The sequence below is a fragment of the Kitasatospora sp. NPDC059722 genome (genome assembly GCF_042733235.1).
Classification (GTDB): Bacteria; Actinomycetota; Actinomycetes; order Streptomycetales; family Streptomycetaceae; genus Kitasatospora.
Genome location: NZ_JBHWGD010000032.1, coordinates 50,358 through 73,254, shown reverse-complemented (window position 1 = coordinate 73,254; position 22,897 = coordinate 50,358). Strand labels below are relative to the sequence as shown.

Sequence of the window (22,897 nt, the reverse complement as noted above, 5' to 3'; positions counted from 1 at the left end):
GGACCCGCCACCCCGCGGGGGGGGCGACGCTCTTATCTGCTGATCCTGTTGCCCCCCCCCCGCCCAGGGGGGCCCCCGCCCCCGCGGGGCCGCCCTTCGGTGCGTTCCGGTGCCGATCCGGTCGTTTCCGGTCGGCGTTCGCACCCAAACATGCCTGATTGCGGGTGATATGCCCGCGATGGCCCAGTGCGCCGCAACCGCGCGGGGTCCCCGTCGTTCTAATCTGACGACTGTCATATCCCTGCGGCCATCCAGGATGGAACCTCATGTCAGCGGCACCGCCTGACAACGACGTGCTGTGGGCCCGGGGGATCGTCAAGTCCCATCACGGCACCCCCGCCCTGCGCGGCATCTCGATCGGCGTCCGCGAGGGCGAGGTCCTCGCCGTCACCGGACCCCGCGGCTCCGGCAAGAGCACCCTGCTCGGCTGCCTCTCCGCCCAACTCCCGGTCGACCAGGGCGAGGTCTGGTTCAACAGCGCCCCCGTGCACACCCTCACCCGGGCCGGCCGCGAACGGCTGCGCCGCGACCGCTTCGGCTTCGTCGGCTCCGAACCCCACCTGGTGCCCGAACTGACCGCCCGGGAGAACGTCGCCCTGCCGCTCCTGCTCGCCGGCGCCGGCAACAAGGCCGCCTACACCGCCGCCTCCGAGTGGCTGGAGCGCCTCGACGTCGGCGACATCGCCCGCCACCGCCCCGACCGGCTGCTGCAGAGCCAGCGCCAGCGGATCGCCGTCGCCCGCGCGCTCGCCCCGCTGCCGCCCGTCGTCTTCGCCGACGACCCCACCGCGCCGCTCCACCGCGAGGCCGCCGACCAGGTCCTGCGGATACTGACCAGCGCGGCCCGCTCCCACCAGCTCACCCTCGTCCTGGCCACGCACGACCCGGAGCTCGTCCGGTTCGCGGACCGCGCCGTCGCCCTCGTCGACGGACGGCTCACCGCCCCCGCCGCCCCCGTCCCGCGCGGCCCCGCCGCACCGGGCACCACCGGCGCCTCGGCCGTCTCGGCCACCCGCCGCTGACGACGAGCCGCTGAAAGAGTCGACGTGTTCTATCTCCGCCTGGCCCGGGGCTACCGGGTGCCCGACCTCGGCCGCTGGCTGCTCACCGCCCTCGCCTCCGCGGTGGTCGCCGCCTTCCTGCTGCGCGCCCTCGGCCGGGCGATGAGCGACCGGCCCGGCGACGCCGACGCGCTCGTGCGGCTGCTGTGGTGCCTGCCCCCGCTGGCCGCCGTGGCCTGGTTCGCCGCCGTCGCCGCCCGCGCCGTCCCCGCCCAGCGGCCCGAACGGATCACCGGCCTCACCGCCGCCGGGGCCGGCTCCGGCCGGATCCGCGGCCTGATCGCCGGCGAGGTCGCCCTCGCCTGCACCCTCGGCAGCGTGCTCACCCTGCTCGTCTTCCTGGTCCTGCGCAACGACATCGCCGGGCCCTCGCTCGCCCCCGACCTCGGCATGGGCGTGCCGCTGCCGGCCGCCGCCCCGCTCACCCTGCTCGCGCTCGTGCCGATCACCGCCGGCATCGCCGCGGCCTGCGCGGTGCCCTTCGCCGAAACCCTGCCCGGCGGCCGCCGCACCACCCCCACCGGCTTCGGGCCGCTGCGGGTCGCCGTGCCGATCGGCCTGGCCGTGGTCGGCCTCGCCCTCGAACTGATCGCCCTGCGGCCCGGCGCCCCCGCCGACGGCCGCCCGGTCCACCTGCCCGCCGGACTCGGCAGCACCAGCGTCGCCGCGCTCGGCGGCTGGGCCGCGAGCGCCCTCGGCCTCGCCCTGATCACCGGCCCGCTGCTCGGCTGGACCGGTCGCCTGCTCGCCCTCGGCCGGCCCACCCCGCTGCGCCTGCTGGCCGGCCGCGGACTCACCGCACAGGCCCGCCGCCTCGGCGCGCCGCTGGCCGTGCTCACCCTCGTCGTCGCGATGGTGCTCACCACCATCCGCTACTGGATCGGCACCCCCGGCAGCGCCGACGCCCTGCCCGCCGTCGAGGCCTGCCTGGTCCTCGGCTGCGCGGCCGCGGCCGTCGCCGCCCGCCTCGCCGAGGTCCGCACCGACCGCCGGAACGTCACCGACGCGCTGCTGCGCCTCGGCACCTCGCCCCGGCTGCTGTTCGGCGCGGTCGCCCTGCGCACGCTGGCCGTCGGCACGGCCCTGCTGGTCACCGGCGGGGCGACGGCCGCACTGGCCGCCGCCGGACTCCGCTAGTCCCCGGTCCCGGGCGTCCTCAGCCTGCGGCCGCGAGCTGGCCGCAGGCGCCGTCGATCTCCTGGCCGCGGGTGTCGCGGACGGTCGTCGGCACGCCGTGCGACTGCAGCCGGCGGACGAACTCGCGCTCGTCCTCGGGCCGGGAGGCGGTCCACTTCGAACCCGGCGTCGGGTTCAGCGGGATCAGGTTGACGTGCACCCGGTGGTTCTTGATCAGCCGGCCGAGCAGGTCCGCCCGCCACGCCTGGTCGTTGATGTCCTTGATCAGCGCGTACTCGATGGAGACCCGGCGGCCGGACTTCTCCGCGTAGTTCCACGCCGCGTCCAGCACCTCGGCGACCTTCCACCGGGTGTTCACCGGCACCAGCTCGTCGCGCAGTTCGTCGTCCGGGGCGTGCAGCGACAGCGCGAGGCGGCAGCTGAGGCCCTCGTCGGCGAAGCGGTTCATCGCCGGGACGAGGCCGACGGTGGAGACGGTGATGCCGCGCTGGGACAGGCCGAAGCCGTCCGGCGCCGGGTCGGTCAGCCGGCGGATCGCGGCCAGCACCCGGTTGTAGTTGGCGAGCGGCTCGCCCATCCCCATGAAGACGACGTTGGACAGCCGCGCCTCGCTGCCGGGGCCGCTCCCGTCCTCGGCGGACGAGCCCCCGCGCGCCCCGAACTCGCCGACCCTGAGCGCGCGCATGCCGGCGGCGATCTGCTCGACGATCTCGGCGGTGGACAGGTTGCGGGTCAGACCGGCCTGGCCGGTCGCGCAGAACGGGCAGTTCATGCCGCAGCCGGCCTGCGAGCTGATGCACATGGTCACCCGGTCGGGGTAGCGCATCAGCACCGACTCGACGAGCGTGCCGTCGAACAGCTTCCACAGCGTCTTGCGCGTCGCGTCGTCGTCGCAGGAGACGTGCCGGACCACCGACATCAGCTCGGGCAGCAGGCTCCCGGTCAGCTTCTCCCGGCTGGCGGCGGGGATGTCCGTCCAGCCCGCCGGGTCGTTCGACAGCCGGCCGAAGTAGTGGTTCGACAGCTGCTTGGCGCGGAACGGCTGCTCGCCCAGCTCGGCGACGGCCTCCTTGCGCTCGGCGGGGCTGAGGTCGGCGAGGTGTCGCGGGGGCTTGGCGCCGCGCGGCGCGACAAACGTGAGTTCTCCGGGCTTAGGCATGGTTGTTCCAGTGTCGCAGACGCGCGAGGGCCCCGGACGTCGGGACGTCCGGGGCCCTCGCGCGCGTGCGTGGGTGCGCTAGCTGCCGACGAAGGCGGCGAGCAGCAGCCAGACCACCGGGGCGGTCGGCAGGAGCGAGTCCAGCCGGTCCATGATCCCGCCGTGGCCGGGCAGCAGCGTGCCCATGTCCTTGATGCCGAGGTCGCGCTTGATCATCGACTCGCCCAGGTCGCCCAGGGTCGCGGTGACGGCCGCGCAGCCGCCCAGGATCAGGCCCTGCCACCAGCTGCCGCCGTCGATGATCAGCTGCATCAGCAGGGCGCCGGCCAGCATCGACAGGCCGATGCCGCCCGCCAGGCCCTCCCGGGTCTTGCCCGGGCTGATCGTCGGGGCCAGCTTGTTCTTCCCGAACTTGTAGCCCACCGCGTAGGCGCCGGTGTCGCTGCAGATCGTGACGATCAGGAAGAGCACGATCCGCTGGGGGCCGTCGTCGGCCGCCAGCATCATCGCCACGAAGGTCGCGAGGAACGGCACGTAGAAGGCGGTGAACACGCCCGCCGTTATGTCCCGCAGGTAGTTGTCCGGCGGCTCGGCCATCCGCCAGACCATCACCGCGAGCCCGGTCAGCGCGAGCGAGGCCGCGGCCCACTGGACCCCGGCCCAGTAGCCGGTGGCGATCATCGCGATGCCGCCCGCGACCAGCGGGACCAGCGGCGCCTTGATCTGCTTGCGCTCGGACAGCCGGCTCGTCAGCTCCCAGACGCCGACCGACGCCGCGGCCATCACGACGACCAGGAACAGCGCCTTCACCACGAACAGCGAGGCGATGATCACCGCGCCGAGACCGACCCCGACCCCTATCGCGGCCTGGAGGTTACGGCCGCCGCGCTGCTTGCGGGGCTGGGGCTGCGGCTCGGGCTGGGCCACGGGCGTCTCCTGCCCTGGGTGGGACGACGGCACGAAGGGGGGATGCCCGGCCGCCGGGTGGCTCGACGGAGGCCCGGGGTGCGCCGGAGCCCCCGGGTACGGCGGAGCGCCGTGGCCGGGGGTGGGGGCGACGTCATCGGTCATCGCGCGCAGCACGACGGTCTCCGACGCGCCCGGCACCGCCGCAGCGGGATGCTCGTCCCGGAACAGCGGACCGCTCAGCCGGCCCGCCTCCCGCGTCTGGCCCGCGTCCTGGCGGGCCGAGGGGTGCGCACCGGCCGCCGGGCCCGCGGCCGGACCGCCGGGCAGGCCGGGGCCGACGGGCGGGACCGGGTCGGCCGGTACGGGAGGCATGACCTGAGTCTCCTCCGCGTCGGGGCCCCAGTACACCGGGGGCTGCGACGCGTGACCCGTTCGGCCGCCCTGGTCGCCCGGGACGGCGCCGGGCGCGCCCTGGGCGACCTGCGGGCCCGGTGCGGCGGGATCGTCGTACCCTGGCGCCGTGGGATCGGCGTACCCGGGCGCCGCGTGCGACGGCTGCCGGGGGGCCTGTGGCTGCGGCGCCGGGCGGTAGGGCTGGAACTGCTGGTCGGATGGGCCCCAGTAGCCAGGGGCGTCAGGGGCGTCGTTCATCAGACTTCGAGCAGCTCGGCTTCCTTGTGCTTGAGCAGCTCGTCGACCTGGGCCACGTACTTGGCCGTGGTGTCGTCGAGCTCCTTCTCGGCGCGGCGGCCCTCGTCCTCGCCGACCTCGCCGTCCTTGACCAGCTTGTCGATGCCGTCCTTGGCCTTGCGGCGCACGGCGCGGATCGAGACCTTGGCGTCCTCGCCCTTGGTGCGGGCGATCTTGATGAACTCCCGGCGGCGCTCCTCGGTGAGCTCGGGCAGCACCACCCGGATGATGGAGCCGTCGTTCGAGGGGTTGACGCCCAGGTCGGAGTCGCGGATGGCCTGCTCGATGGCCTTCAGCGCGGTCTTGTCGAACGGCGAGACGACCGCCATCCGGGGCTCCGGCACCGAGAACGAGGCCAGCTGGTTGATGGGGGTCACGGCGCCGTAGTACTCGGCGACGATCTTGGCGAACATCGCCGGGTGGGCACGGCCGGTGCGGATGGCCGCGAGGTCGTCCTTGGCGACGAGGACGGCCTTCTCCATCTTCTCCTCGGCCTCGAGGAGGGTCTCTTCGATCACTGTGGTCTCCCTGTCCGGTTCATCTGCTGTTGTCCCGACCGGTGTCGGCGTGGCGCCCGGTCACGGCGCCGACGCCGTCCCGTACGGCTGGTTGCTGCTCAGGCCCGGACGGAATCCTGGCTGATGAGTGTGCCGATCTTCTCACTCTTCACCGCGCGCGCGATATTGCCCTCCGCGAGCAGCTCGAACACCAGCATCGGGAGGTTGTTGTCCTTGCACAGCGTGATGGCGGTGAGGTCGGCGACCTTCAGGTCGCGGGCGATGACCTCGGAGTACTCCAGCGCGTCGAACTTGACCGCGTCCGGGTTGGTCCGCGGGTCGGAGTCGTAGACGCCGTCCACGCCGTTCTTGCCCATCAGCAGGACGTCCGCGTGGATCTCCAGCGCCCGCTGGACGGCCGTGGTGTCGGTGGAGAAGTACGGCATGCCCATACCAGCGCCGAAGATCACCACGCGGCCCTTCTCCAGGTGCCGGACGGCCCGCAGCGGCAGGTACGGCTCGGCGACCTGGCCCATCGTGATCGCGGTCTGTACGCGGGTCTCGATGCCCTCCTTGACCAGGAAGTCCTGGAGCGCGAGACAGTTCATCACGGTGCCGAGCATGCCCATGTAGTCGGACCGGGCCCGGTCCATGCCACGGACCTGCAGCTCCGCGCCGCGGAAGAAGTTGCCGCCGCCGATGACCACGGCGACCTCGGTGCCGGCGCGCACGACCGTGGCGATCTCCCGGGCGATCGCGTGCACGACGTCCGGGTCGACGCCGAGCCCGCCGCCACCGGCGAAGGCTTCACCGGACAGCTTCAGCAGCACCCGGCGGCGCGAGCCGTCCTTGGGGTCCTGCGCGGTCTCCTGCGTCTCCTGCATGGGACTTCTCCTTCTGCACCTACTTGGTTCACAGACGCGGGTGTGCGGGTGCCCGGTCTGCGCGTACACGCGAGGAGGCCACTGCCGCGGGAACCGGTTCGGTGTCCTGCACGGCAATGGCCTCCTCGTCGTTCATGGTGCCGACGCGGCCCGCCCGTGGCGGTTGTCGCTGGGTGAGCCCGTTCGGCGTTCCTCCCGCCCGGGTCAGCGGGCGGGGGCGGTTCCCAGCGTAAGCGCGCCGGGGACCAGGGGGAACGTGGCTCAGGCGCCGACGCGGAAGCGGGCGAAGCGCTTGAGGGCGACGCCGTTCTCCTCGAGGACCTTGGCGACGGACTTCTTGTTGTCCTTCGCGAAGGCCTGCTCCAGGACGGAGTTCTCCTTCACGAAGCCGGTGACGCGACCCTCGACGATCTTCGGCAGGGCGGCCTCCGGCTTGCCCTCCTCGCGAGCGGTGGCCTCGGCGACGCGACGCTCGTTCTCGATGTCCTCGGCCGGGATGTCCTCGCGGGACAGGTACTTCGGCGCGAAGGCGGCGATGTGCTGCGCGACGTCCTTGGCGACCTCGGCGTTCTCCTTGTCCAGCTCGACCAGGACGCCGACGGCCGGCGGCAGGTCGGGGCTGGTCTTGTGGAGGTAGACCGCGACGAAGCCGTCACCGTCGAACTGGGCGAAGCGACGGAAGACGATCTTCTCGCCCAGGGTCGCGTTGGCCTCGTCGACGAACTGCTGGACGGTCTTGCCGGCCTCGATCTCGGAAGCCAGGGCGGCGTCCAGGTCGGCCGGGGCGGTCTTGGCCACGTGGGCGGCGATCGCGTCGGCGACCTTGACGAAGTTGTCACCCTTGGCGACGAAGTCGGTCTCGCAGTTGAGCTCGACCAGCACGCCGGACTTCTTGTCCTCGGCGATCAGCGCGGCGACGGCGCCGTTGGAGGCGTCACGGCCCTCGCGCTTGGCGACGCCCTTCTGGCCCTTGATGCGCAGGAGCTCGACGGCCTTCTCGACGTTGCCCTCGGCCTCGTCCAGGGCCTTCTTGCAGTCCATCATGCCGGCGCCGGTGAGCTCACGGAGCTTCTTGACGTCCGCGGCGGTGAAGTTCGCCATGGTGTGAATCTCTTCTCGCGTCTCGCGTGTCTGCGTGGGGATGTGCCGGGACCGTTGTCCGGTCCCGGCACGGGAGAGAGGGGCACCTACCGGCGTCGTACCGGCGAGTGCCCCTCACCCTTGGTACGTCAGGCCTGCTCGGCCGGAGCCTCGGCGGCCGGGGCCTCGGCGGCAGGGGCCTCAGCGACAGGAGCCTCGGCGGCGGCGGGGGCCTCCTCGGCCTTCTTCTCGCCCTCGATGAGGTCCTTCTCCCAGTCGGCCAGCGGCTGGTCGGCACCCGGCTCGGCCTTGGCGTCGCCCTTGGCGACACCGGCGCGGGACTTGAGGCCCTCGGCGACGGCGTCGGCGATCACGCGGGTCAGCAGGGTGACGGAGCGGATCGCGTCGTCGTTGCCCGGGATCTTGTAGTCGACCTCGTCGGGGTCGCAGTTGGTGTCGAGGATGGCGACGACCGGGATGTTGAGCTTCCGGGCCTCGCCGACCGCGATGTGCTCCTTCTTGGTGTCCACGATCCACACGGCGCTGGGAACGCGCTGCATGTCACGGATACCGCCGAGGGTCTTCTCCAGCTTGTCGTGCTCGCGCTGGAGGACCAGGAGCTCCTTCTTGGTGAGGCCGGAGCCGGCCACGTCCGAGAAGTCCAGCTCGCCGAGCTCCTTGAGGCGCTGCAGACGCTTGTAGACGGTCGAGAAGTTGGTCAGCATGCCGCCGAGCCAGCGCTGGTTCACGTAGGGCATGCCCACGCGGGTGGCCTGCTCGGCGATGGCCTCCTGGGCCTGCTTCTTCGTGCCGACGAAGAGGACGCTGCCGCCGTGGGCAACGGTCTCCTTGATGAACTCGAAGGCGCGGTCGATGTAGTTCAGCGACTGCAGGAGGTCGATGATGTAGATGCCGTTGCGCTCGGTGATGATGAAGCGCTTCATCTTCGGGTTCCAGCGGCGGGTCTGGTGACCGAAGTGGACGCCGCTCTCCAGCAGCTCCCGCATCGTGACGACGGCCATAGCCGTTCTCCTCAGGTGTTACGGCCCGGCTGCCGCGCAGGCCGTCCCGGGGCTCGCGCGATGGCGCTCCCCGTTCGGGTGACTGCGTGTACGGCCGGGTCAGGCTCGGTTTGTCCGTGGCGGTCAGGTGACAGCCACGCCTGACGCCCCGAACGTGCCGAGCCGCTTGAACCCGCTCGGTCGGGGACCGGGGCGGGCTCGGCGGACCGAGCGGCACTCGCACCTGGCGGGGGCGGCGGCCGAGCCGCATCCGTCCACCGGTGGCGGGGCGTGCGAAGTCGACCCGGCGGACCGGGTCGCGTGTGAAGTGTACGGGAAGCGCCGAGTGGGGGGCGACTCCGCAGGTGGCGGAGGGGCCGCGGACGGGCGGCCGCCCGGCGGCACGGGCGCCCCCGGCGCGGGCCGGAGCGCGGTCGGAGTGTGGTCGGAGTGTGGTCGGATTCTGGTCGGAGTGCCGTCGCCACGACGTTCGCCACGACGTTCGCTACGACGTTCGCGACGGTGGGTCCGCGGGGCCGCCGGGAAGCGCTTGTACACCGGATGACGGCGTCCGTACACCCATTCGGGGGATACCGCTCGTTCGCGGGGACGGTTTGTCCACAGGAATCCCGAAGGGGGTGGTGTGGGCGCTTCGCGGCCTGGACGCTCGGGCGCATGACTGGTCGTGGTGGGGTTCGGGGGATGTCGTCTACTTTGTCGGCTTTGCCGGCTTCGTCGGCGGCATTCTCGGTGCTGTTCGTGGTGCTGTGCGTTGTGATGGCGCTCGTCCTGGCGGGTGCTGCGGCCGCGCGCGGTCTTGGGTCTCTTGCCGTGGCGGGGCGTTCGGGCCCGGGTGACTCCGGGGGCGGCATCTCTGCCGGACCGGCGCCTGGACGGGCATGGCCGGTGGGTGGGCCCGGCGGGGTGCTCGGGCGGTTCGTGGCACCGGCGAAGCCGTGGTCCGCCGGGCACCGCGGCGTGGACCTGGCCGCCCCGGCGGCAGCGGAGATCAGGGCTGCGGCTCCGGGAGTGGTCACGTTCTCCGGGCTGGTCGCGGGCCGCCCGGTGGTGACGGTGACGCACCCCGGCTCGGGGGCTCCCGCCCTGCGGACCACCTATCTCCCCGTCACCGGCACTGTGCCCGTGGGCGGCACGGTCGGCGCCGGGCAGGTGATCGGGCGGCTGGCCCCGCTCGCCCCGCTCGCCGGAGAGGGGCGGCACTGTGCCGGGCGGGGCTGCCTGCACTGGGGTCTGCTGCGCGGCGACCGCTACCTCGACCCGCTCGCCCTGTTCGGCGCGGGCGCGGCGCGGCTGCTGCCGACGGGTTCGCCGACGGGCGCCTCGCCTCGACCGGGGCGACCTGTGCCGGTCGGCGGCTCAGCCGCGAAGGATCCGGCGGTTCAGCCGCGGGAGAGACCGTGCAGGGCCATCGCGACGGCGGCGTCGGCGATCTGCTCGGGGCTCTCGGCGAGGCCACCGACCGCGGCTCCTGCCGCCGCCAGTTGCTCGCCATGGCGGACGGCCGCCTCGACGACCCCCTGGAGCAGCGCCGCGGTGAGCCTCGGCTGAGTGTGGCCAAGCTCTTCCAGGGCCAGGGTGACCAGGCCGACCAGCTTCCCGTGCGCCGCCCGGATCCGCTCGCGCGCGGCCTCGTCGAGCTCCAGCGCCGAGATCGCCACGACCGCCCGGTGGCGCGGATCGGCGGCGAGCGCCAGCTGTCCCCGGACGTAGGCCTCGATGCGGCCGGCCGCCGTGTCGCAGCTCTCCATCCCGGCCTCGATCTCGGCCGCCCAGAGCGGGAAGTCCATCTCGCACAGCGCCTCGACCACCGCGGCGCGGGAGCGGAAGTACTCGTAGACCGAGGAGCGCGCGAGCCCGGTCCGCGCCGCGAGGGCGGGGAAGGTCAGCGCCTCCATGCCCCCCTCGGTGAGCAGGACGCGGGCAGCGTCGAGGAGAGCTGCCCGCTGCAGCTGGCGATGCTCGGCCACCGTGGCCGCTCGGATCTTCGGCACGCTCCCACTTTACGGAGACCTACACGCGGCCGATACGCCGCCGCGCAAACCTCGGGCTGCCCGGCCGGAACCGCACGCCCGAGCGGGCGGCCGCACGCACTACCGGACGTCCGACAGCTTGGCGCGCAGCTGCAGGACGGACTTGGTGTGGATCTGGCTCACCCGGCTCTCCGTCACCCCGAGGACCTGGCCGATCTCGGCGAGGGTCAAGCCCTCGTAGTAGTAGAGCGTCACCACTGTCTTCTCGCGCTCCGGGAGGGTGTTGACCGCCTGGGCCAGCAGCCTGCGCAGCTCCCGGTCCTCGGCCACCTCGACGGGGTTGTCGGCGCCGTGGTCCTCCAGGGTGTCCACCAGGCTCAGCCGGTCGCCGCCCTCCCCCACGGGGTGCAGCAGCTCGTCGAGCGCCACGACGTTGGCGAGCGACAGCTGGCTGAAGATGGCGTGCAGGTCCTCGATCGCGATGCCCATCTCCGCCGCGACCTCGGGCTCGTGCGGGGTCCGGCGCAGCCGGGCCTCCAGCGTCGCGTACGTCCGCTCGACCGCCTTGGCCTTCTGCCGCACCGAGCGCGGGATCCAGTCCAGTGCCCTCAGTTCGTCGATGATCGCGCCGCGGATGCGGCTGATCGCATAGGTCTCGAACTTGATGGCCCGGTCGATGTCGAACTTCTCGATCGCGTCGATCAGCCCGAAGACCCCGGAGGAGACGAAGTCGGCCTGCTCGACGTTGGAGGGCAGACCCACCCCGACCCGGCCCGCCACGTACTTGACCAGCGGTGAGTAGTGCAGGATCAGCTGCTCCCGCAGCCGCTGGTCGCCGGTCTCCTTGTAGGAGCGCCAGAGTTCCTCCAGCGCGCTGCGCGCGGGGCTGCCTGTCTCCGGCCCTCGGCGAGGTGAAGGCGCCGACGGGCTCGCGGACGGGGCCGACGGCGGGGGCAGTGCTTGGGCCCGGGGCGGAACCTGGGCCGGGCATGGGGCCTGAGCCGGGGGCGGAGCCTGCGTCGGGGATAGGGCCGGGGATGGGGCCTGCGTCGGGGGCAGCGTTGGAGCCGGGGGCGGAGCCTGCCGTCCCGGTCCGGGCGGGGGCGCCGGTGGTGGCACCGCCTCGGGCGCCTCCGTGACGGCACTCGCCCCGGTCGGACCGTCGGCGGCTGCGCCGATCCACGTGCCCGTACCGACCACGACCTCGCCCCCGCCGGTACCGGCGTCAGCCCCGTCGACCGCGTCGGACCCGACGGCATCGGGGCCGGCCGGGTCGGGACCGGCGGCATCGGCGGGCTGGCCGGGCACCGACGCCGGCCGGCCGCCCTGCCGTGACAGGCTCCCCATCGCCCCCGTCGCCTTGGGCGGGTACTCGGTCACGGGGCGCCGCTCGGTGCGCGGTCCTCCCGAGGACCGGGCGCCACCGGTCACTCTGTGTCCGGGAATGTGTGTGGGCATGCGTTGGTCTGCGCCGTTCTGCCGAGTCATGTGCTGATAGGGAAGGCATGTGGAGCGTAGCGTGACCGACTCACTGCAATGCGCTACCGCCACTCGGTCGTCCCTCGATCCGGTGGCGTTCTCGTCACCGGATCCGGGCACCCGCAGTGGACGAACCGGTTCGGCAGGTCAACCCCCCGATCTCCCGTCACTCCTTCTTGCAGCCCCCATCAGCGCAGCTGTTCGCCTCTCCCCGCGATCACCTCCTCCGCACGATTCGCCAGTGCGCGCCGTGCCGCTCCACGAAGCCGAGCGAGCCCAACTCGTAGAGCCGCTGGAGCACTTCGTCCGGCGGCAGCCCCGACTGCCGGGCCAGCCGCTCGACCGGCGCGCCCTCGGCCGTCGCCGGCACGGCCTCCAGCACCCGTGCGACCGGCGGCTCCAGCAGGTCCCGCGGCAGGACCGGCCCGGCCCGCGGCGGCGCGAGGTCGTCCCCGATCGCACCGATCAATTCCGTCACCTCCGCCGCGTCGGTGACCAGCGTGGCGCCGCCGCTGCGGATCAGGGCGTGCACGCCCGCCGAGAGTTCGGAGGTGACCGGCCCGGCCACGCCCATGGTGTGCCGGTTGAGGTCCCGCGCCCGTCTGGCCGTGCTCAGTGCCCCGCTCCGCACGGCCGCCTCCACCACCACGGTGCCCCTGGTGAGGGCCGCGATGACCCGGTTGCGCAACACGAAGCGGAAGCGGTTCGGGTGCTCCCCTGGCGGTAGTTCGCTGACCAACAGGCCCTGGACCCCGATCCGCCGGATCAATTCGGCGTTGCCCTTGGGATACGCGACATCGACCCCGCAGGCGAGGACACCGACGGTCAGCCCGCCCACCGCCAGGGCTCCGCGGTGGGCGGCGGCGTCGATCCCGTAGGCGGCTCCGGACACCACCACCCAGCCCCGCTCGGCGAGTTGGGCCGACAGCTCCCCCGCGACGTGCGCGCCGTAGGCCGTGCAGGCCCGGGAGCCCACCACCGCCACCGAGCGGAGGGCCAGCAGGCGCAGCGACCCGGTACCGGTCGTCCAGAGCCCGACCGGCCGCCCGTCGCCCAGGTCGTCGAGCTGGCTGGGCCACTCCGTGTCCCCCGGAATGATGAAGCGTCCACCGGAGGCTCGTACCCGTTCCAGGTCCTCGGCCGGGTCCAGACCGGGAAGTCTCGCCTGGTAGCCGGCCAGGCGGGGCCCGTCGAGCCCGGGGTGGTCGGGCACGGCGCCCTCTCGGATCGCCTGGACCACCTCGGCGGCGGCGAGCTGGCGGAGCCACCGGCCGACCACCGCGTCCCCGGGCTCGCTCAGGCGGCTGAGCAGCACCCGGGCGAGCCGCTCCGGCTCGGGCTGCGCGGCCGACGTCGTCGTCGGCGGCGGCGGCTGTTGAGGATCCGCCGTCATCCGGTTCATGCGTCACCGTCCTCGTCCGCCGGGTACTCGTCGCGGGCTCCTCCGATTGGGCCCTTCCCCGGACCGCTCCGCTGGGCGGGGACGCCCCCGAGACGCCCGAAGGCGCGTTCGGTGAGCGGAAGGCCGTGCTCCACGCCGGTGCGCAGGACCAGCGCCGTCCGCACGTCCCGTTGGTCCGGTCGGTCCCGGCCCGCGAGGTCCGCGACCGTCCAGGCGACCCGGAGCACCCGGTCCAGGCCCCGGGCGGTGAGCAGCCCGCGCTCCAACTGCCGTGCGGCGTCGTTCAGCGCGCCGGGGGCGAGCTGCCAGCGCGTCCGCAGTTCGTGCCCCGGGACCTCGGCGTTGACCCGCCAGGGCGTGCTGGCCAGCCGGGCGGCCGCCCGCTCCCGCGCGGCCAGCACCCGGGCCGCGATGATCTCGGTGGTCTCCGCCGTGGTGTCCCGCTCCATGAGCTCGACCCTGGTCACCGGGGCGACCTGGACCTGGAGGTCCACCCGGTCGAGCAACGGCCCCGACAGCCGCCCCTGGTAGCGGCTCACCATCGCCGGGGTGCACTCGCACCCCTCGCCCCGCCGTGAGTACCGGCCGCACGGACAGGGATTGGCCGCGAGGCAGAGCAGGAACCGGGCCGGGAGCCGGAGCGATCCGGCCGAGCGCGCGATCACCACCTCGCCCGACTCCAGCGGCTGCCGCAGCGCGTCGAGCACCCGGACGGGGAACTCCGGTGCCTCGTCCAGGAACAGGACGCCCCGGTGGGCCAGCGACACCGCGCCCGGTCTGGGCAGGCCGCTGCCGCCACCCACGATCGCCGGCATGGTGGTCGAGTGGTGCGGGGAGCAGTACGGAGCGCGGTCGATCAGCGGACGGCCCGCCGGGAGCAGGCCCGCCACCGAGTGCACCGCCGTGACCTCCAGTGCCTCCTTCTGCGTGAGCGGCGGGAGCAGCGAGGGCAGCCGCTCGGCCAGCATCGTCTTGCCGGCCCCGGGCGGCCCCTTCAGGTACAGGTGGTGTCCCCCGGCGGCGGCGATCTCCAGGGCCCGCCGGGCCTCGTACTGACCGGCCACGTCGGCCATGTCGAGGCGGGCCGCCTTGTCGTCGGGCAGACCTCGCACGCCCGCGCTCGGCAGCATGAGCCCGGCCATCAGGGGATCGGGGCGGCCCGTGATCGGATCGGGCGGCTCCTCCGGCGCGGGCACACCGGTGAGGACGGCGAGCAGCTGGCGCAGGCTGCGGACCCCGATCACCTTCGCCCCGGGGACGAGCGAGGCCTCGGCCGCCGTCTGCTCGGCGACGACGACCCGCTCGTACCCGGCGTCGGTGGCGGCCAGCACCGAGGGCAGCACTCCGCGGACGGGCCGCACCCGGCCGTCCAGCCCCAGTTCGCCGATGATCAGCAGGTCGGCGATGGCCGACGGGTCGAGCCGCTCGGCGGCGGCCAGCACGGCGCAGGCCACCGCGAGGTCGAAGCCGCTGCCGCTCTTGGGCACGGAGGCGGGGCTGAGGCCGACGGTCAGCTTGCGCTGCGGCCACGCCTCGCCGCTGTTCACGACGGCCGCGCGCACCCGGTCGCGGGCCTCGGACAGCGCCTTGTCGGGCAGGCCGACCAGGGTGAACGCGGCCACCCCGGGCTCCAGATCGGCCTGGACCTCGACGATCACCCCGTCGACGCCGACCAGCGCGACGGAACAGGTACGGGCGAAGGCCATCAGACCACCCCCCGCAGGTGGTCCACCGAGGCGGCGCCCCGGGACCGGTTGATGACCGCGACCAGGTCGATCCGCACCCCGCCCGGCGGGACGGGCGGCCACTGCGGATCGGCGGGCCCGGGGTCGTACCCGGGCCCGGCCAGCTGCGCGAAGTGCCCGGGCCAGCGCTCGGCCAGCCACCGCTCGGCCAGCCGCTGCAGCCGGGCCGCCTTGGCCTGGTCGATGGCCTCGGTCGGCTGCTGGAAGCCCCGCTCGGAGCGGGTCTTCACCTCGCAGACCGCCACGGTGTCGCCGTCGAGGGCGACGATGTCCAGCTCGCCCTCGGCGCAGCGCCAGTTGCGGTCCAGGATGCGGAGTCCGTCCTCCGCGAGGCGGCGGGCGGCGACCCGCTCGCCGTAGCGGCCGAGGCTGGTCTTGCTCGGCCTGTCCGGCCCGCCCTGGCGGGCCTGCCGGGTGATCGCGCCCTGCGCGGTCGGGTTCTGCACGGTCGTGTTCTGCACGGTGACCACCTCCGCCGTGGAGGTTGCAACGCCGTGCTCGACGGGACCCGGTATTTCCCTTTTCCTGTGGACAACTCGCGCCTGTGGATAACTTCCGTCACCCGCAGGAGTGAGAATCCCCGATTGCGCGAAATTCCCCTGGACAACGCGGAACCGGGCGGTCCAACGTCAGTTCCCGAAGCCGGCGTCGTCCGAGGGCAGCTCCAGATCGCTCTTCGCGAGTTCCTCGATGTTCACGTCCTTGAAGGTCAGCACCCGGACCTTGCGGACGAACCGGGCCGGCCGGTACATGTCCCAGACCCACGCATCCGCCATCGACACCTCGAAGAAGACCTCACCCTGGACCGAGTGCACCTGCAGCTCGTAGTCGTTGGTGAGGTAGAAACGTCGCTCGGTCTCGATCACGTACTTGAACAGGCCGACGACGTCCCGGTACTCCCGGTAGAGCTTGAGCTCCATCTCGGTCTCGTACTTCTCGAGATCTTCGGCACTCATCCAGGCGTCCCCTCAACTTGTCACGTCCACCCATTGTGGACCACCGCACCCACGCTCAGAGCCGTACCGGAGCGACCGGCGGGCCCTGTACCAGCAGTCGCTCCAGGAAGTCGGCCAGTCCGGCCGGGTAGACCGTCTCGGCGGTCCGCCTCAGCTCCTCGAGCGTCCACCAGCGTGCCGCGAGCAACTCGGCGTGTTCCTCGTCGCCCATGCCCGAGTGGTCGAGGCCGGTGGCCTCGGTCCGGGCCAGGTGGAACCACTGCTCCTGCTCGTAGCGCTGTCCCCGGAAGGAGAACGACACCGTGCCGTACCCCACCAAGGGCCCCAGCTCCACGCCCCGCAAACCGGTTTCCTCCACGAGCTCCCGCGCGGCGGCGTCGCGCACGTCCTCCCCGGGTTCCAAACCGCCTCCCGGGGTGAACCACCAGGTCACGTCCGGCACCGCCGGATCCGAGCCCAGGAAGAGGAGGACGCGGTCCGACCCGTCCAGCAGCAGGATCCGCGCCGCCTGGCGACGCCGTACCGTCATGGCAGCTCTTCACACCCCTTCCGTCCGCACCGGTGGTGGTACCGATCCTGCCACCCGACGCGTCCATCCGGGGCGATGTTCGACAGAGCGGCCCGGCAGGCGGCGGCCGCGCTCAGGATGCGCGCCCCCGACGGAACCGGCGGGCCAGACCGGCCACGCCGCCCACCGCCGAGGTCACGACGATCAGCGCCGCGCCGGCCACGGTGGCCACCGCCGCCGGGACCAGCGGACCGGGCTGAGCGGCCCGCGGACCGGCGAGGCCGTCGAACGCCGTGGTCCGGGTGAACCCACCCATCCGGCCGAACGGCATCGCGGTCGCCTCCACCCGGGCCTCGACGGCGTCGGCCGCGACGGTCCCGCCGTCGACAGACAAGTGGGTGCGGGAGTCGAGCGAGACGATCCGGTTGTCGCCGAGCAGGAAGAGCCGCCCCTGCGGCACCGTGACGTTGAAGGCCGTGCCCTGCGGACCCTGCGCCGCGAGGTAGGGCTCGGTGACCGGGGTCCCGTTCACCGTCAGCCCGCGGCCGTCCTCGGCGGAGGCCACGGTGTCCCCGCCCACCGCGACGACCCGCTTGACCATGAGCTCGCCGCCCCAGGCCTGGTCCTTGAAGACCACGACGTCACCCCGGCCGACGGAGCCGCCGTCGGTCTTCCGGGCGAGCACCGTGTCCCCGACCTCCAGCATGGGGGACATCGAGCCCGAGGGGATGTTGTAGGGCCGGTAGCCGACCGCGATCACGGCGAAGCCGCCGACCAACAGCACCAGGCCGAGCCCGATCAGGACGCCCTGGATCACGGCGGCCGCCCGGTGGCGCGGCCGGGTGGGCGTGACCGGCCGGTCGGCGGTCTGTTCCACGACACTGCTCATCGACACCGTCCAGCTCTGACCCGCCGGAGCACGCCCCGGGTGCGCCGGAGGCACAGGCGGAAAACCCGTCGGGCCGTGGCACGTCCGAGCAGATTACTCGTCGGTACCACGGCCCGCGCAAGAGCTGGGGAGGAGCTGCCGGAGCTCAGGAGTCCTTCCGGCGGTCCGACCTGTTCCGCACCCGGCGCACCAGTGGGAGCAGCGCCACGGCTCCCGCCGCGCCGGCCACCGGCGGCACCAGCGGCGCGCCCGCCGCCAGGCCCTTCTGGTCGAAGGTGCTCGGCACCGGCAGCGTCGCCCAGCGGTCGATCGGCCAGGCCACCACGAAGGCGCGCCCGATCACGTCGTCCACCGGAACGGTCCCGCCGCCCGGCTGGTCCATGTGGAAGCGGGAGTCCAGCGAGTCGTCGCGGTGGTCGCCCATCACCCAGATCCGGCCCGACGGCACCTTCAGCGGCCCGAAGGTCCGGCTGCACGGGTTGTTGCCCGGGAAGATGTACGGCTCGTTGAGCGCGACGCCGTTCACCTTGACCGGACCGCCGCTCTCGCACTCGACGGTGTCGCCGCCGACCGCGATGACCCGCTTGATCAGGTCCTTCTCGTTGGCCGAGGGCATCAGGCCGACGAAGCTGAGGACGTCCTGCACCCCCCGGAGGAAGGAGTTGCTGCTCTGCTGGACGGGCTCGTCGTTCAGCCAGCCGCCCGGGTCGTGGAACACCACGACCTCGCCGCGCTCGGGCTCGGCCCCGAACCAGGGGGTCAGCTTGTCCACGAGGACGCGGTCACCGACCTGCAGCGTGTTCTGCATCGACTCCGACGGGATGGAGAAGGCCTGGACGAAGAAGGTCTTGATCACCAGGGCCAGGACCAGCGCGATGCCGATCAGGATCGGCAGTTCCTTCCAGAACGATCGCGGCTTCTTGTCCTTGTCGGACGCCTTGCCCTCCGACTCGTCCGCCGGCCCGGCCCCGCTCCGGAGCTCGCCCGGGGTACCGCCCGTCCCGTCGCCCGGCTCGTCGGCGGACTGGGCCGCCGCGTCCTCGACCGAGGCCGACGGCGCTGCGGACTCGGCGGACCGGTCCGCCCGGCTGCCGGAGCCCTCGGGCTCTCCGGCGCCTGAGCGGGCGCCGATCACCAAATCCCCCACAACGTCTCCTCCCTGCTGTGCGGACGCCCGTGCGCCCGCGCTCGGAGTGCCGCACAGCGGGCACCACGCTCACTACGACCATGAACGCCTCAGGGCTGCCCACCACGGGCGCCCCTGACACCAGCACAGCCTCGACGCTCAGCCGGAAAGCCCGGCCGCGCCTGCACTTCTCTATCACTCCCAGGCATCCGGCTCGCGGTCCCACGCGCGCGACCCGGTGGGTCGGCGGCCGGCGTGGCCTACCGCGAAGGCCCGTCCGGCCTGCGAACGGCAAGCGGAAGGATGCCCAACACACCCATAACGAGCGGAGGTTCCATCGGAACCGGCCCAACGGGCACCGAATTCGGCGCAGTTCCGGCGGCCTGCGGAGCACGTGCCAGAGAGGAGAGTGAACTCGGCTCGTCAAGTTGATGGAAGCGGTCCAGCGGCCAGGCGATCACGAAGGCCCGGCCGACCACGCCGCTCAGCGGGATCGTGCCCTGGCCCGGATTCCCCATGTGGAAACGGGAGTCGGCGGACACGTCCCGGTGGTCGCCCATGACCCAGAGCCGGCCCTGGGGCACCTTCACCTTGAAGGGCTGCCGGGACGGCGGGTTCCCGGGCGAGAGGTAGGGCTCCTCCACCGGCGTGCCGTTGACGCTCAACCGCCCCTGCGCGTCGCAGCACTCCACGGTGTCCCCGCCGACGCCGATGACCCGCTTGATCAGATCCTGCTCGCTGTCGGACGGCAGCAGCCCGACGAAAGTGAGGACCTGCTTGGCCCCGCCCAGGATCGGACCGTCGTCGGACGGCTTGTGATCGCTCTCCAGCCAGCCGCCGGGGTCCTTGAACACCACGACGTCTCCGCGCGACGGCTCGTTGCCGAACCAGGGGGTGAACTTGTCCACCAGTACCCGGTCCCCGACCTGGATGGTCTGCTCCATCGACCCCGAGGGGATCACGAAGACCTGGATCATGAAGGTCTTCATCACCAGCGCCACCAGCAGGGCCACCAGGACGATCAGCGGGAACTCGCGCAGCAGCGAGCGCTTGCGCCGCCGGGCCGCGCGCTGCGCGGTGCGGCGTCGATCGGCCCGGCCGCGGGCCGGAACGACGCCGTCGCCACCCTCGGCGCCCTCCCCCGCCACCTCGGCGGGGTGGTCTGCCAGTCGGCCCCTACCTCTGGTCCCCATGACCACCCGTCCCCGCTGTCGCGGCGAAGGCCGCCGGCCGGTCCAGGCTGTTCCAGCGCGCGATCGGGAAGACCACCCAGTCCGCCCGGCCGATCACCCTGCCCTCCGGCACGAACCCGCCGCCGGGCTCGCCGAGGTGATCGCGGGAGTCCCGGGAGGCCCTGCGGTGGTCGCCCATCACCCACAACTTGCCGGCCGGCACCACCACGTCGAAGGCCACGCCGGACGGCTCGTCGCCCGGGGCGAGGTAGGAGGACTCGTCGATCGGCACACCGTTGACGGTGATCCGCCCGCCGGGCCCGGTGCTGGTCACGCGGTCGCCGCCGATGCCGATCACCCGCTTGACGTACACCGTGTCGCCGGCCGGGGCCAGCCCGAGGTCCCGGCCGAGCGAGCGCAGCCCGTCCCAGAAGCCGGCCGGCCGGTCCGGCTCCGGAAGGAAGGAGCCCGTCCCGTCGAACACCACGACGTCGCCCCGCCGGGGGTGCTCGCCGAAGGCGTAGGCGAGCTGGTTCGCGATCAGCCGGTCGCCGGGGCGGAGGGTGTCCTCCATCGACCCGGACGGCACCGTGAACGGCCGCGCGACGAAGGCGTTCACCAGGAGCAGCGCGGACAGGCAGATGCCCGCCAGGAGCAGGAGGTCCCGCGAGCGCGAGCGCCCCGGCTCCTCGTCGTCCGCAGCCTCACCATCGCCGGCCTCACCATCGCCGTCGGTCTTGCCATCGCCGTCGGTCTTGCCATCGCCGTCGGCATCGGCAACGCCGTCGGCAGCGCCACCGTCATCGGCCGCGTCGCCCACCGCGTCCGCGGAAACCGCCCTGGGACCCGCCGCAGGAGCAACCGCAGTGGCGGCGGCCGGAACGACCGCGGAAACGACCGCGGACCGCGGCGGCGAGTCCGCACCGGAGGGTGCGGGACTGCCGTCGCGGTCCGCGGGTGGTTCGTGCGTGCTCATCGGGGGCTGAGCTTACCGTGCGGCAGCCGCGCCCCCGGGAGCGCTCCGATCCCCCGGCGAGGCCGGGGGCCGGTGGATCAGCGGTCGCGCTTCTCCTTGATCTTCGCGGCCTTGCCGCGGAGGTCACGCAGGTAGTACAGCTTGGCGCGGCGAACCGCACCGCGGGTCACGACCTCGATCTTCTCGACGACCGGGGTGTGCACCGGGAAGGTGCGCTCCACGCCGACGTTGAAGCTGACCTTGCGGACGGTGAAGGTCTCACCGACGCCCGCACCGTGGCGGCGGATGACGACGCCCTGGAAGACCTGGACACGGGAGCGGTTGCCCTCGATGACCCGGACGTGGACCTTCAGGGTGTCACCGGCGCGGAAGGCCGGGATGTCGCTACGCAGCGAGGCCGCGTCGACAGCAGCGAGCTTGTTGCTCATGTTGCTCTCCATCGCAGGCGCCACGGGCCGCCCACGGAAGTTCGTCGCAATGGGGTCTGCTGCGGGCCGCATCGGCTGGCGGCGTTCCCCCCGTGGCGGGGGCGCCGGTCCACGTGACCCCTACGGGAGGGGCCCAGCGACAGACAGCAGCGGCCTATTCTTCCACACCCACGGCCGCGGACCGAAATCGGCCGAGCTCGTCGTCCCAGGCCAGACCGAGGACGGAGAGCGCCGCCCGGTCCTTCTTGTCGAAGGCGCCGTACTGCCAGCGCTCCACCAGGTCGGGGCGGTTCGCCAGCGTACGGGCGAAGGCCTCGTCCCGGCGCCAGCGGGCGATGCGCCCGTGGTTGCCGCTGAGCAGCACGTCGGGCACGGTCCGGCCGCGCCACTCGGCGGGCTTGGTGTAGACCGGGCCCTCCAGGAGGTCGGCCATCGCGCCGGGGGCGAAGGAGTCGTCCCGGTGGGACTCGGCGTTGCCGAGCACCCCCGGCAGCAGCCGGGCGATCGCCTCGACCATCACCAGCACGGCGACCTCGCCGCCGGCCAGCACGTAGTCGCCGATCGAGGCCTCGACCACCGGCATCCGGGTGGCCGCCTCCTCGATCACCCGCCGGTCGATGCCCTCGTACCGGGCGGGCGCGAAGGCCAGCCAGGGGCGGCCGGCCAGTTCCTGGGCCAGCTCCTGGGTGAACGGGCGCCCGCTCGGGGTGGGCACCACCAGCGTCGGCACCTGCCCCTCGGGGCCGGCGGCGACCACCGCGTCCAGGGCCTCGCCCCACGGCTCGGGCTTCATCACCATGCCGGGGCCGCCGCCGTACGGGCTGTCGTCGACCGTCCGGTGGACGTCGTGCGTCCAGTCCCGCAGGTCGTGGACGTGCACGTCCAGCTGGCCGCGGGCGCGCGCCTTGCCGACGAGTGAGACGTTCAGGGGTTCCAGGTACTCCGGGAAGATCGAAACGACGTCGAGCCGCATCCCCGTCTGGACGCCCTCGGCCGCCGTCACTTCTCGCCTTCCTGCGAGTCGCCGTGGGCGCCCTCCGGGGAGTCCTCCTGGGCGCCCTCGGCGGAGTCCTCCGGGGCCGCGGCGGCAGCGCTGCCCGCCACCTCGGCCCGCTCCGGGTCGATGAGCCCGGCAGGCGGGGTGATCACGGCGCGCTGGTTCTCCAGGTCGATGGTCGGCACGATCTGGCTGACGAAGGGCACCAGCACCTCCGTCCCGTCGGCCTTCCTCACCGTGAGCAGGTCCTGGTACGGCAGGTGGACGACCTCGGTGAGCTCGCCGACCGGGGTGCCGTCGGAGAGCACCACGTCCAGCCCGATCAGCTGGTGGTCGTAGTACTCCTCCGGGTCATCGGGGGTCTCGTCCGGGTCGACCTCGGAGATCAGCAGGGTGCCGCGGAGCGCCTCCGCCGCGTTGCGGTCCTTGACGCCGGCGAAGCGCAGCAGCAGCCGCCCGCTGTGCACCCGGCCGGACTCGACGGTCAGCGGCCCGACCGACGCGGGGTCGGTGAGCACGACGGCCCCCGGGCCGAGCCGGAGCTCCGGCTCGTCGGTGCGGACCTCGACGCTGACGTCCCCCCTGATGCCGTGGGCGCGGCCGATCTTGCCGACGACGAGCTGCACGGTGATCGTTCTCCTGGAGTTCCTGAGCTGGACGGGAAGCCGGCCACGTCCACGCCCTCGCGGGGCGGGAACACGGTGGCCGGATGCGAAAAGGGGGGGGCGGGGGCGGCCCCCACGCCAGCGCGGCCCCCCCCCCAGAGCGCAGCGCGCCGCGGACGGGACTGGCGGGGTGGTTATCCGACGA

22 protein-coding genes and 1 pseudogene are annotated in these 22,897 nt (G+C 73.1%); 3 read left to right on the top strand and 20 right to left on the bottom strand.

Annotated features, from left to right (window positions below; all coding sequences use genetic code 11):
* Positions 1-266: 266 nt before the first annotated feature.
* Both ACFV4F_RS21430 and ACFV4F_RS21425 read left to right on the top strand, forming a co-directional pair.
* Positions 267-1,022, top strand: a complete 756-nt coding sequence (locus ACFV4F_RS21430) for an ABC transporter ATP-binding protein (protein WP_380443888.1) — start codon at positions 267-269, stop codon at positions 1,020-1,022.
* A 24-nt stretch (positions 1,023-1,046) separates the two neighbouring features.
* Positions 1,047-2,198 (top strand): hypothetical protein, encoded by a 1,152-nt coding sequence (locus tag ACFV4F_RS21425; RefSeq protein WP_380504554.1) that lies wholly within the window; start codon positions 1,047-1,049, stop codon positions 2,196-2,198.
* A 19-nt stretch (positions 2,199-2,217) separates the two neighbouring features.
* Here the strand turns inward: ACFV4F_RS21425 and rlmN are convergent, their stop codons facing one another.
* The 6 genes from rlmN to rpsB form a co-directional block, all read right to left on the bottom strand.
* Positions 2,218-3,357 (bottom strand): 23S rRNA (adenine(2503)-C(2))-methyltransferase RlmN, encoded by a 1,140-nt coding sequence (gene rlmN, locus ACFV4F_RS21420; RefSeq protein ID WP_380443884.1) that lies wholly within the window; start codon positions 3,355-3,357, stop codon positions 2,218-2,220.
* 78 nt (positions 3,358-3,435) lie between these two features.
* Positions 3,436-4,638: a phosphatidate cytidylyltransferase gene (locus ACFV4F_RS21415; protein WP_380504551.1), complete on the bottom strand. Its 1,203-nt coding sequence runs from the start codon at positions 4,636-4,638 to the stop codon at positions 3,436-3,438.
* Positions 4,639-4,916: 278 nt separating this feature from the next.
* Positions 4,917-5,474 (bottom strand): ribosome recycling factor, encoded by a 558-nt coding sequence (gene frr, locus ACFV4F_RS21410; RefSeq protein ID WP_380443880.1) that lies wholly within the window; start codon positions 5,472-5,474, stop codon positions 4,917-4,919.
* Positions 5,475-5,572: 98 nt separating this feature from the next.
* Entirely contained in the window at positions 5,573-6,337 is a 765-nt protein-coding gene (gene pyrH / locus ACFV4F_RS21405; protein ID WP_189923573.1) for a UMP kinase, read from the bottom strand.
* A gap of 261 nt (positions 6,338-6,598) precedes the next feature.
* Positions 6,599-7,438, bottom strand: coding sequence for a translation elongation factor Ts (gene tsf / locus ACFV4F_RS21400; RefSeq protein WP_280685338.1), 840 nt, complete (start codon positions 7,436-7,438; stop codon positions 6,599-6,601).
* Positions 7,439-7,566: 128 nt separating this feature from the next.
* Positions 7,567-8,439 (bottom strand): 30S ribosomal protein S2, encoded by an 873-nt coding sequence (rpsB, locus tag ACFV4F_RS21395; RefSeq protein WP_380504548.1) that lies wholly within the window; start codon positions 8,437-8,439, stop codon positions 7,567-7,569.
* 540 nt (positions 8,440-8,979) lie between these two features.
* Here rpsB and ACFV4F_RS21390 point away from each other — a divergent pair.
* Positions 8,980-9,687: pseudogene (locus ACFV4F_RS21390) on the top strand (peptidoglycan DD-metalloendopeptidase family protein); the annotation flags it as partial.
* Positions 9,688-9,818: 131 nt separating this feature from the next.
* Here ACFV4F_RS21390 and ACFV4F_RS21385 read toward each other — a convergent pair.
* From ACFV4F_RS21385 to rimM, 14 genes are all read right to left on the bottom strand, one after another.
* The gene (locus ACFV4F_RS21385; protein WP_380504579.1) at positions 9,819-10,406 is read right to left on the bottom strand and encodes a TetR/AcrR family transcriptional regulator; all 588 of its coding nucleotides are present in this window, start codon (positions 10,404-10,406) and stop codon (positions 9,819-9,821) included.
* Between the two features lie 123 nt (positions 10,407-10,529).
* Positions 10,530-11,366 (bottom strand): RNA polymerase sigma factor WhiG, encoded by an 837-nt coding sequence (whiG, locus tag ACFV4F_RS21380; protein WP_380504576.1) that lies wholly within the window; start codon positions 11,364-11,366, stop codon positions 10,530-10,532.
* A 739-nt stretch (positions 11,367-12,105) separates the two neighbouring features.
* The gene (dprA, locus tag ACFV4F_RS21375) at positions 12,106-13,281 is read right to left on the bottom strand and encodes a DNA-processing protein DprA (protein WP_380504573.1); all 1,176 of its coding nucleotides are present in this window, start codon (positions 13,279-13,281) and stop codon (positions 12,106-12,108) included.
* 5 nt (positions 13,282-13,286) lie between these two features.
* Positions 13,287-14,996: a YifB family Mg chelatase-like AAA ATPase gene (locus ACFV4F_RS21370; RefSeq protein ID WP_380499407.1), complete on the bottom strand. Its 1,710-nt coding sequence runs from the start codon at positions 14,994-14,996 to the stop codon at positions 13,287-13,289.
* The gene (locus ACFV4F_RS21365) at positions 14,996-15,454 is read right to left on the bottom strand and encodes a YraN family protein (RefSeq protein WP_359969624.1); all 459 of its coding nucleotides are present in this window, start codon (positions 15,452-15,454) and stop codon (positions 14,996-14,998) included. The genes ACFV4F_RS21370 and ACFV4F_RS21365 overlap by 1 nt, the downstream gene beginning before the upstream one ends.
* 210 nt (positions 15,455-15,664) lie before the next feature.
* Positions 15,665-15,991 (bottom strand): DUF2469 domain-containing protein, encoded by a 327-nt coding sequence (locus ACFV4F_RS21360; RefSeq protein ID WP_329929696.1) that lies wholly within the window; start codon positions 15,989-15,991, stop codon positions 15,665-15,667.
* A gap of 55 nt (positions 15,992-16,046) precedes the next feature.
* A complete protein-coding gene (locus tag ACFV4F_RS21355) occupies positions 16,047-16,520 on the bottom strand; it encodes an NUDIX hydrolase (protein WP_380443871.1) in 474 nt (157 codons plus the stop codon).
* Positions 16,521-16,632: 112 nt separating this feature from the next.
* Complete coding sequence (lepB, locus tag ACFV4F_RS21350) at positions 16,633-17,388, bottom strand: signal peptidase I (protein ID WP_380504545.1); 756 nt, start codon at positions 17,386-17,388, stop codon at positions 16,633-16,635.
* Between the two features lie 145 nt (positions 17,389-17,533).
* Complete coding sequence (lepB, locus tag ACFV4F_RS21345; RefSeq protein WP_380504543.1) at positions 17,534-18,535, bottom strand: signal peptidase I; 1,002 nt, start codon at positions 18,533-18,535, stop codon at positions 17,534-17,536.
* 239 nt (positions 18,536-18,774) lie between these two features.
* The gene (gene lepB / locus ACFV4F_RS21340; protein ID WP_380443865.1) at positions 18,775-19,662 is read right to left on the bottom strand and encodes a signal peptidase I; all 888 of its coding nucleotides are present in this window, start codon (positions 19,660-19,662) and stop codon (positions 18,775-18,777) included.
* Positions 19,663-19,690: 28 nt separating this feature from the next.
* A complete protein-coding gene (gene lepB / locus ACFV4F_RS21335) occupies positions 19,691-20,506 on the bottom strand; it encodes a signal peptidase I (protein WP_380504540.1) in 816 nt (271 codons plus the stop codon).
* 233 nt (positions 20,507-20,739) lie between these two features.
* Positions 20,740-21,090, bottom strand: coding sequence for a 50S ribosomal protein L19 (gene rplS / locus ACFV4F_RS21330; RefSeq protein WP_063347674.1), 351 nt, complete (start codon positions 21,088-21,090; stop codon positions 20,740-20,742).
* A gap of 154 nt (positions 21,091-21,244) precedes the next feature.
* Positions 21,245-22,063 carry a tRNA (guanosine(37)-N1)-methyltransferase TrmD gene (gene trmD, locus ACFV4F_RS21325; RefSeq protein WP_380443918.1) on the bottom strand — a complete coding sequence of 273 codons (819 nt, stop codon included), beginning with the start codon at positions 22,061-22,063 and terminating at the stop codon, positions 21,245-21,247.
* A 26-nt stretch (positions 22,064-22,089) separates the two neighbouring features.
* Positions 22,090-22,713, bottom strand: a complete 624-nt coding sequence (gene rimM / locus ACFV4F_RS21320; RefSeq protein WP_380504537.1) for a ribosome maturation factor RimM — start codon at positions 22,711-22,713, stop codon at positions 22,090-22,092.
* Positions 22,714-22,897 lie beyond the last annotated feature (184 nt).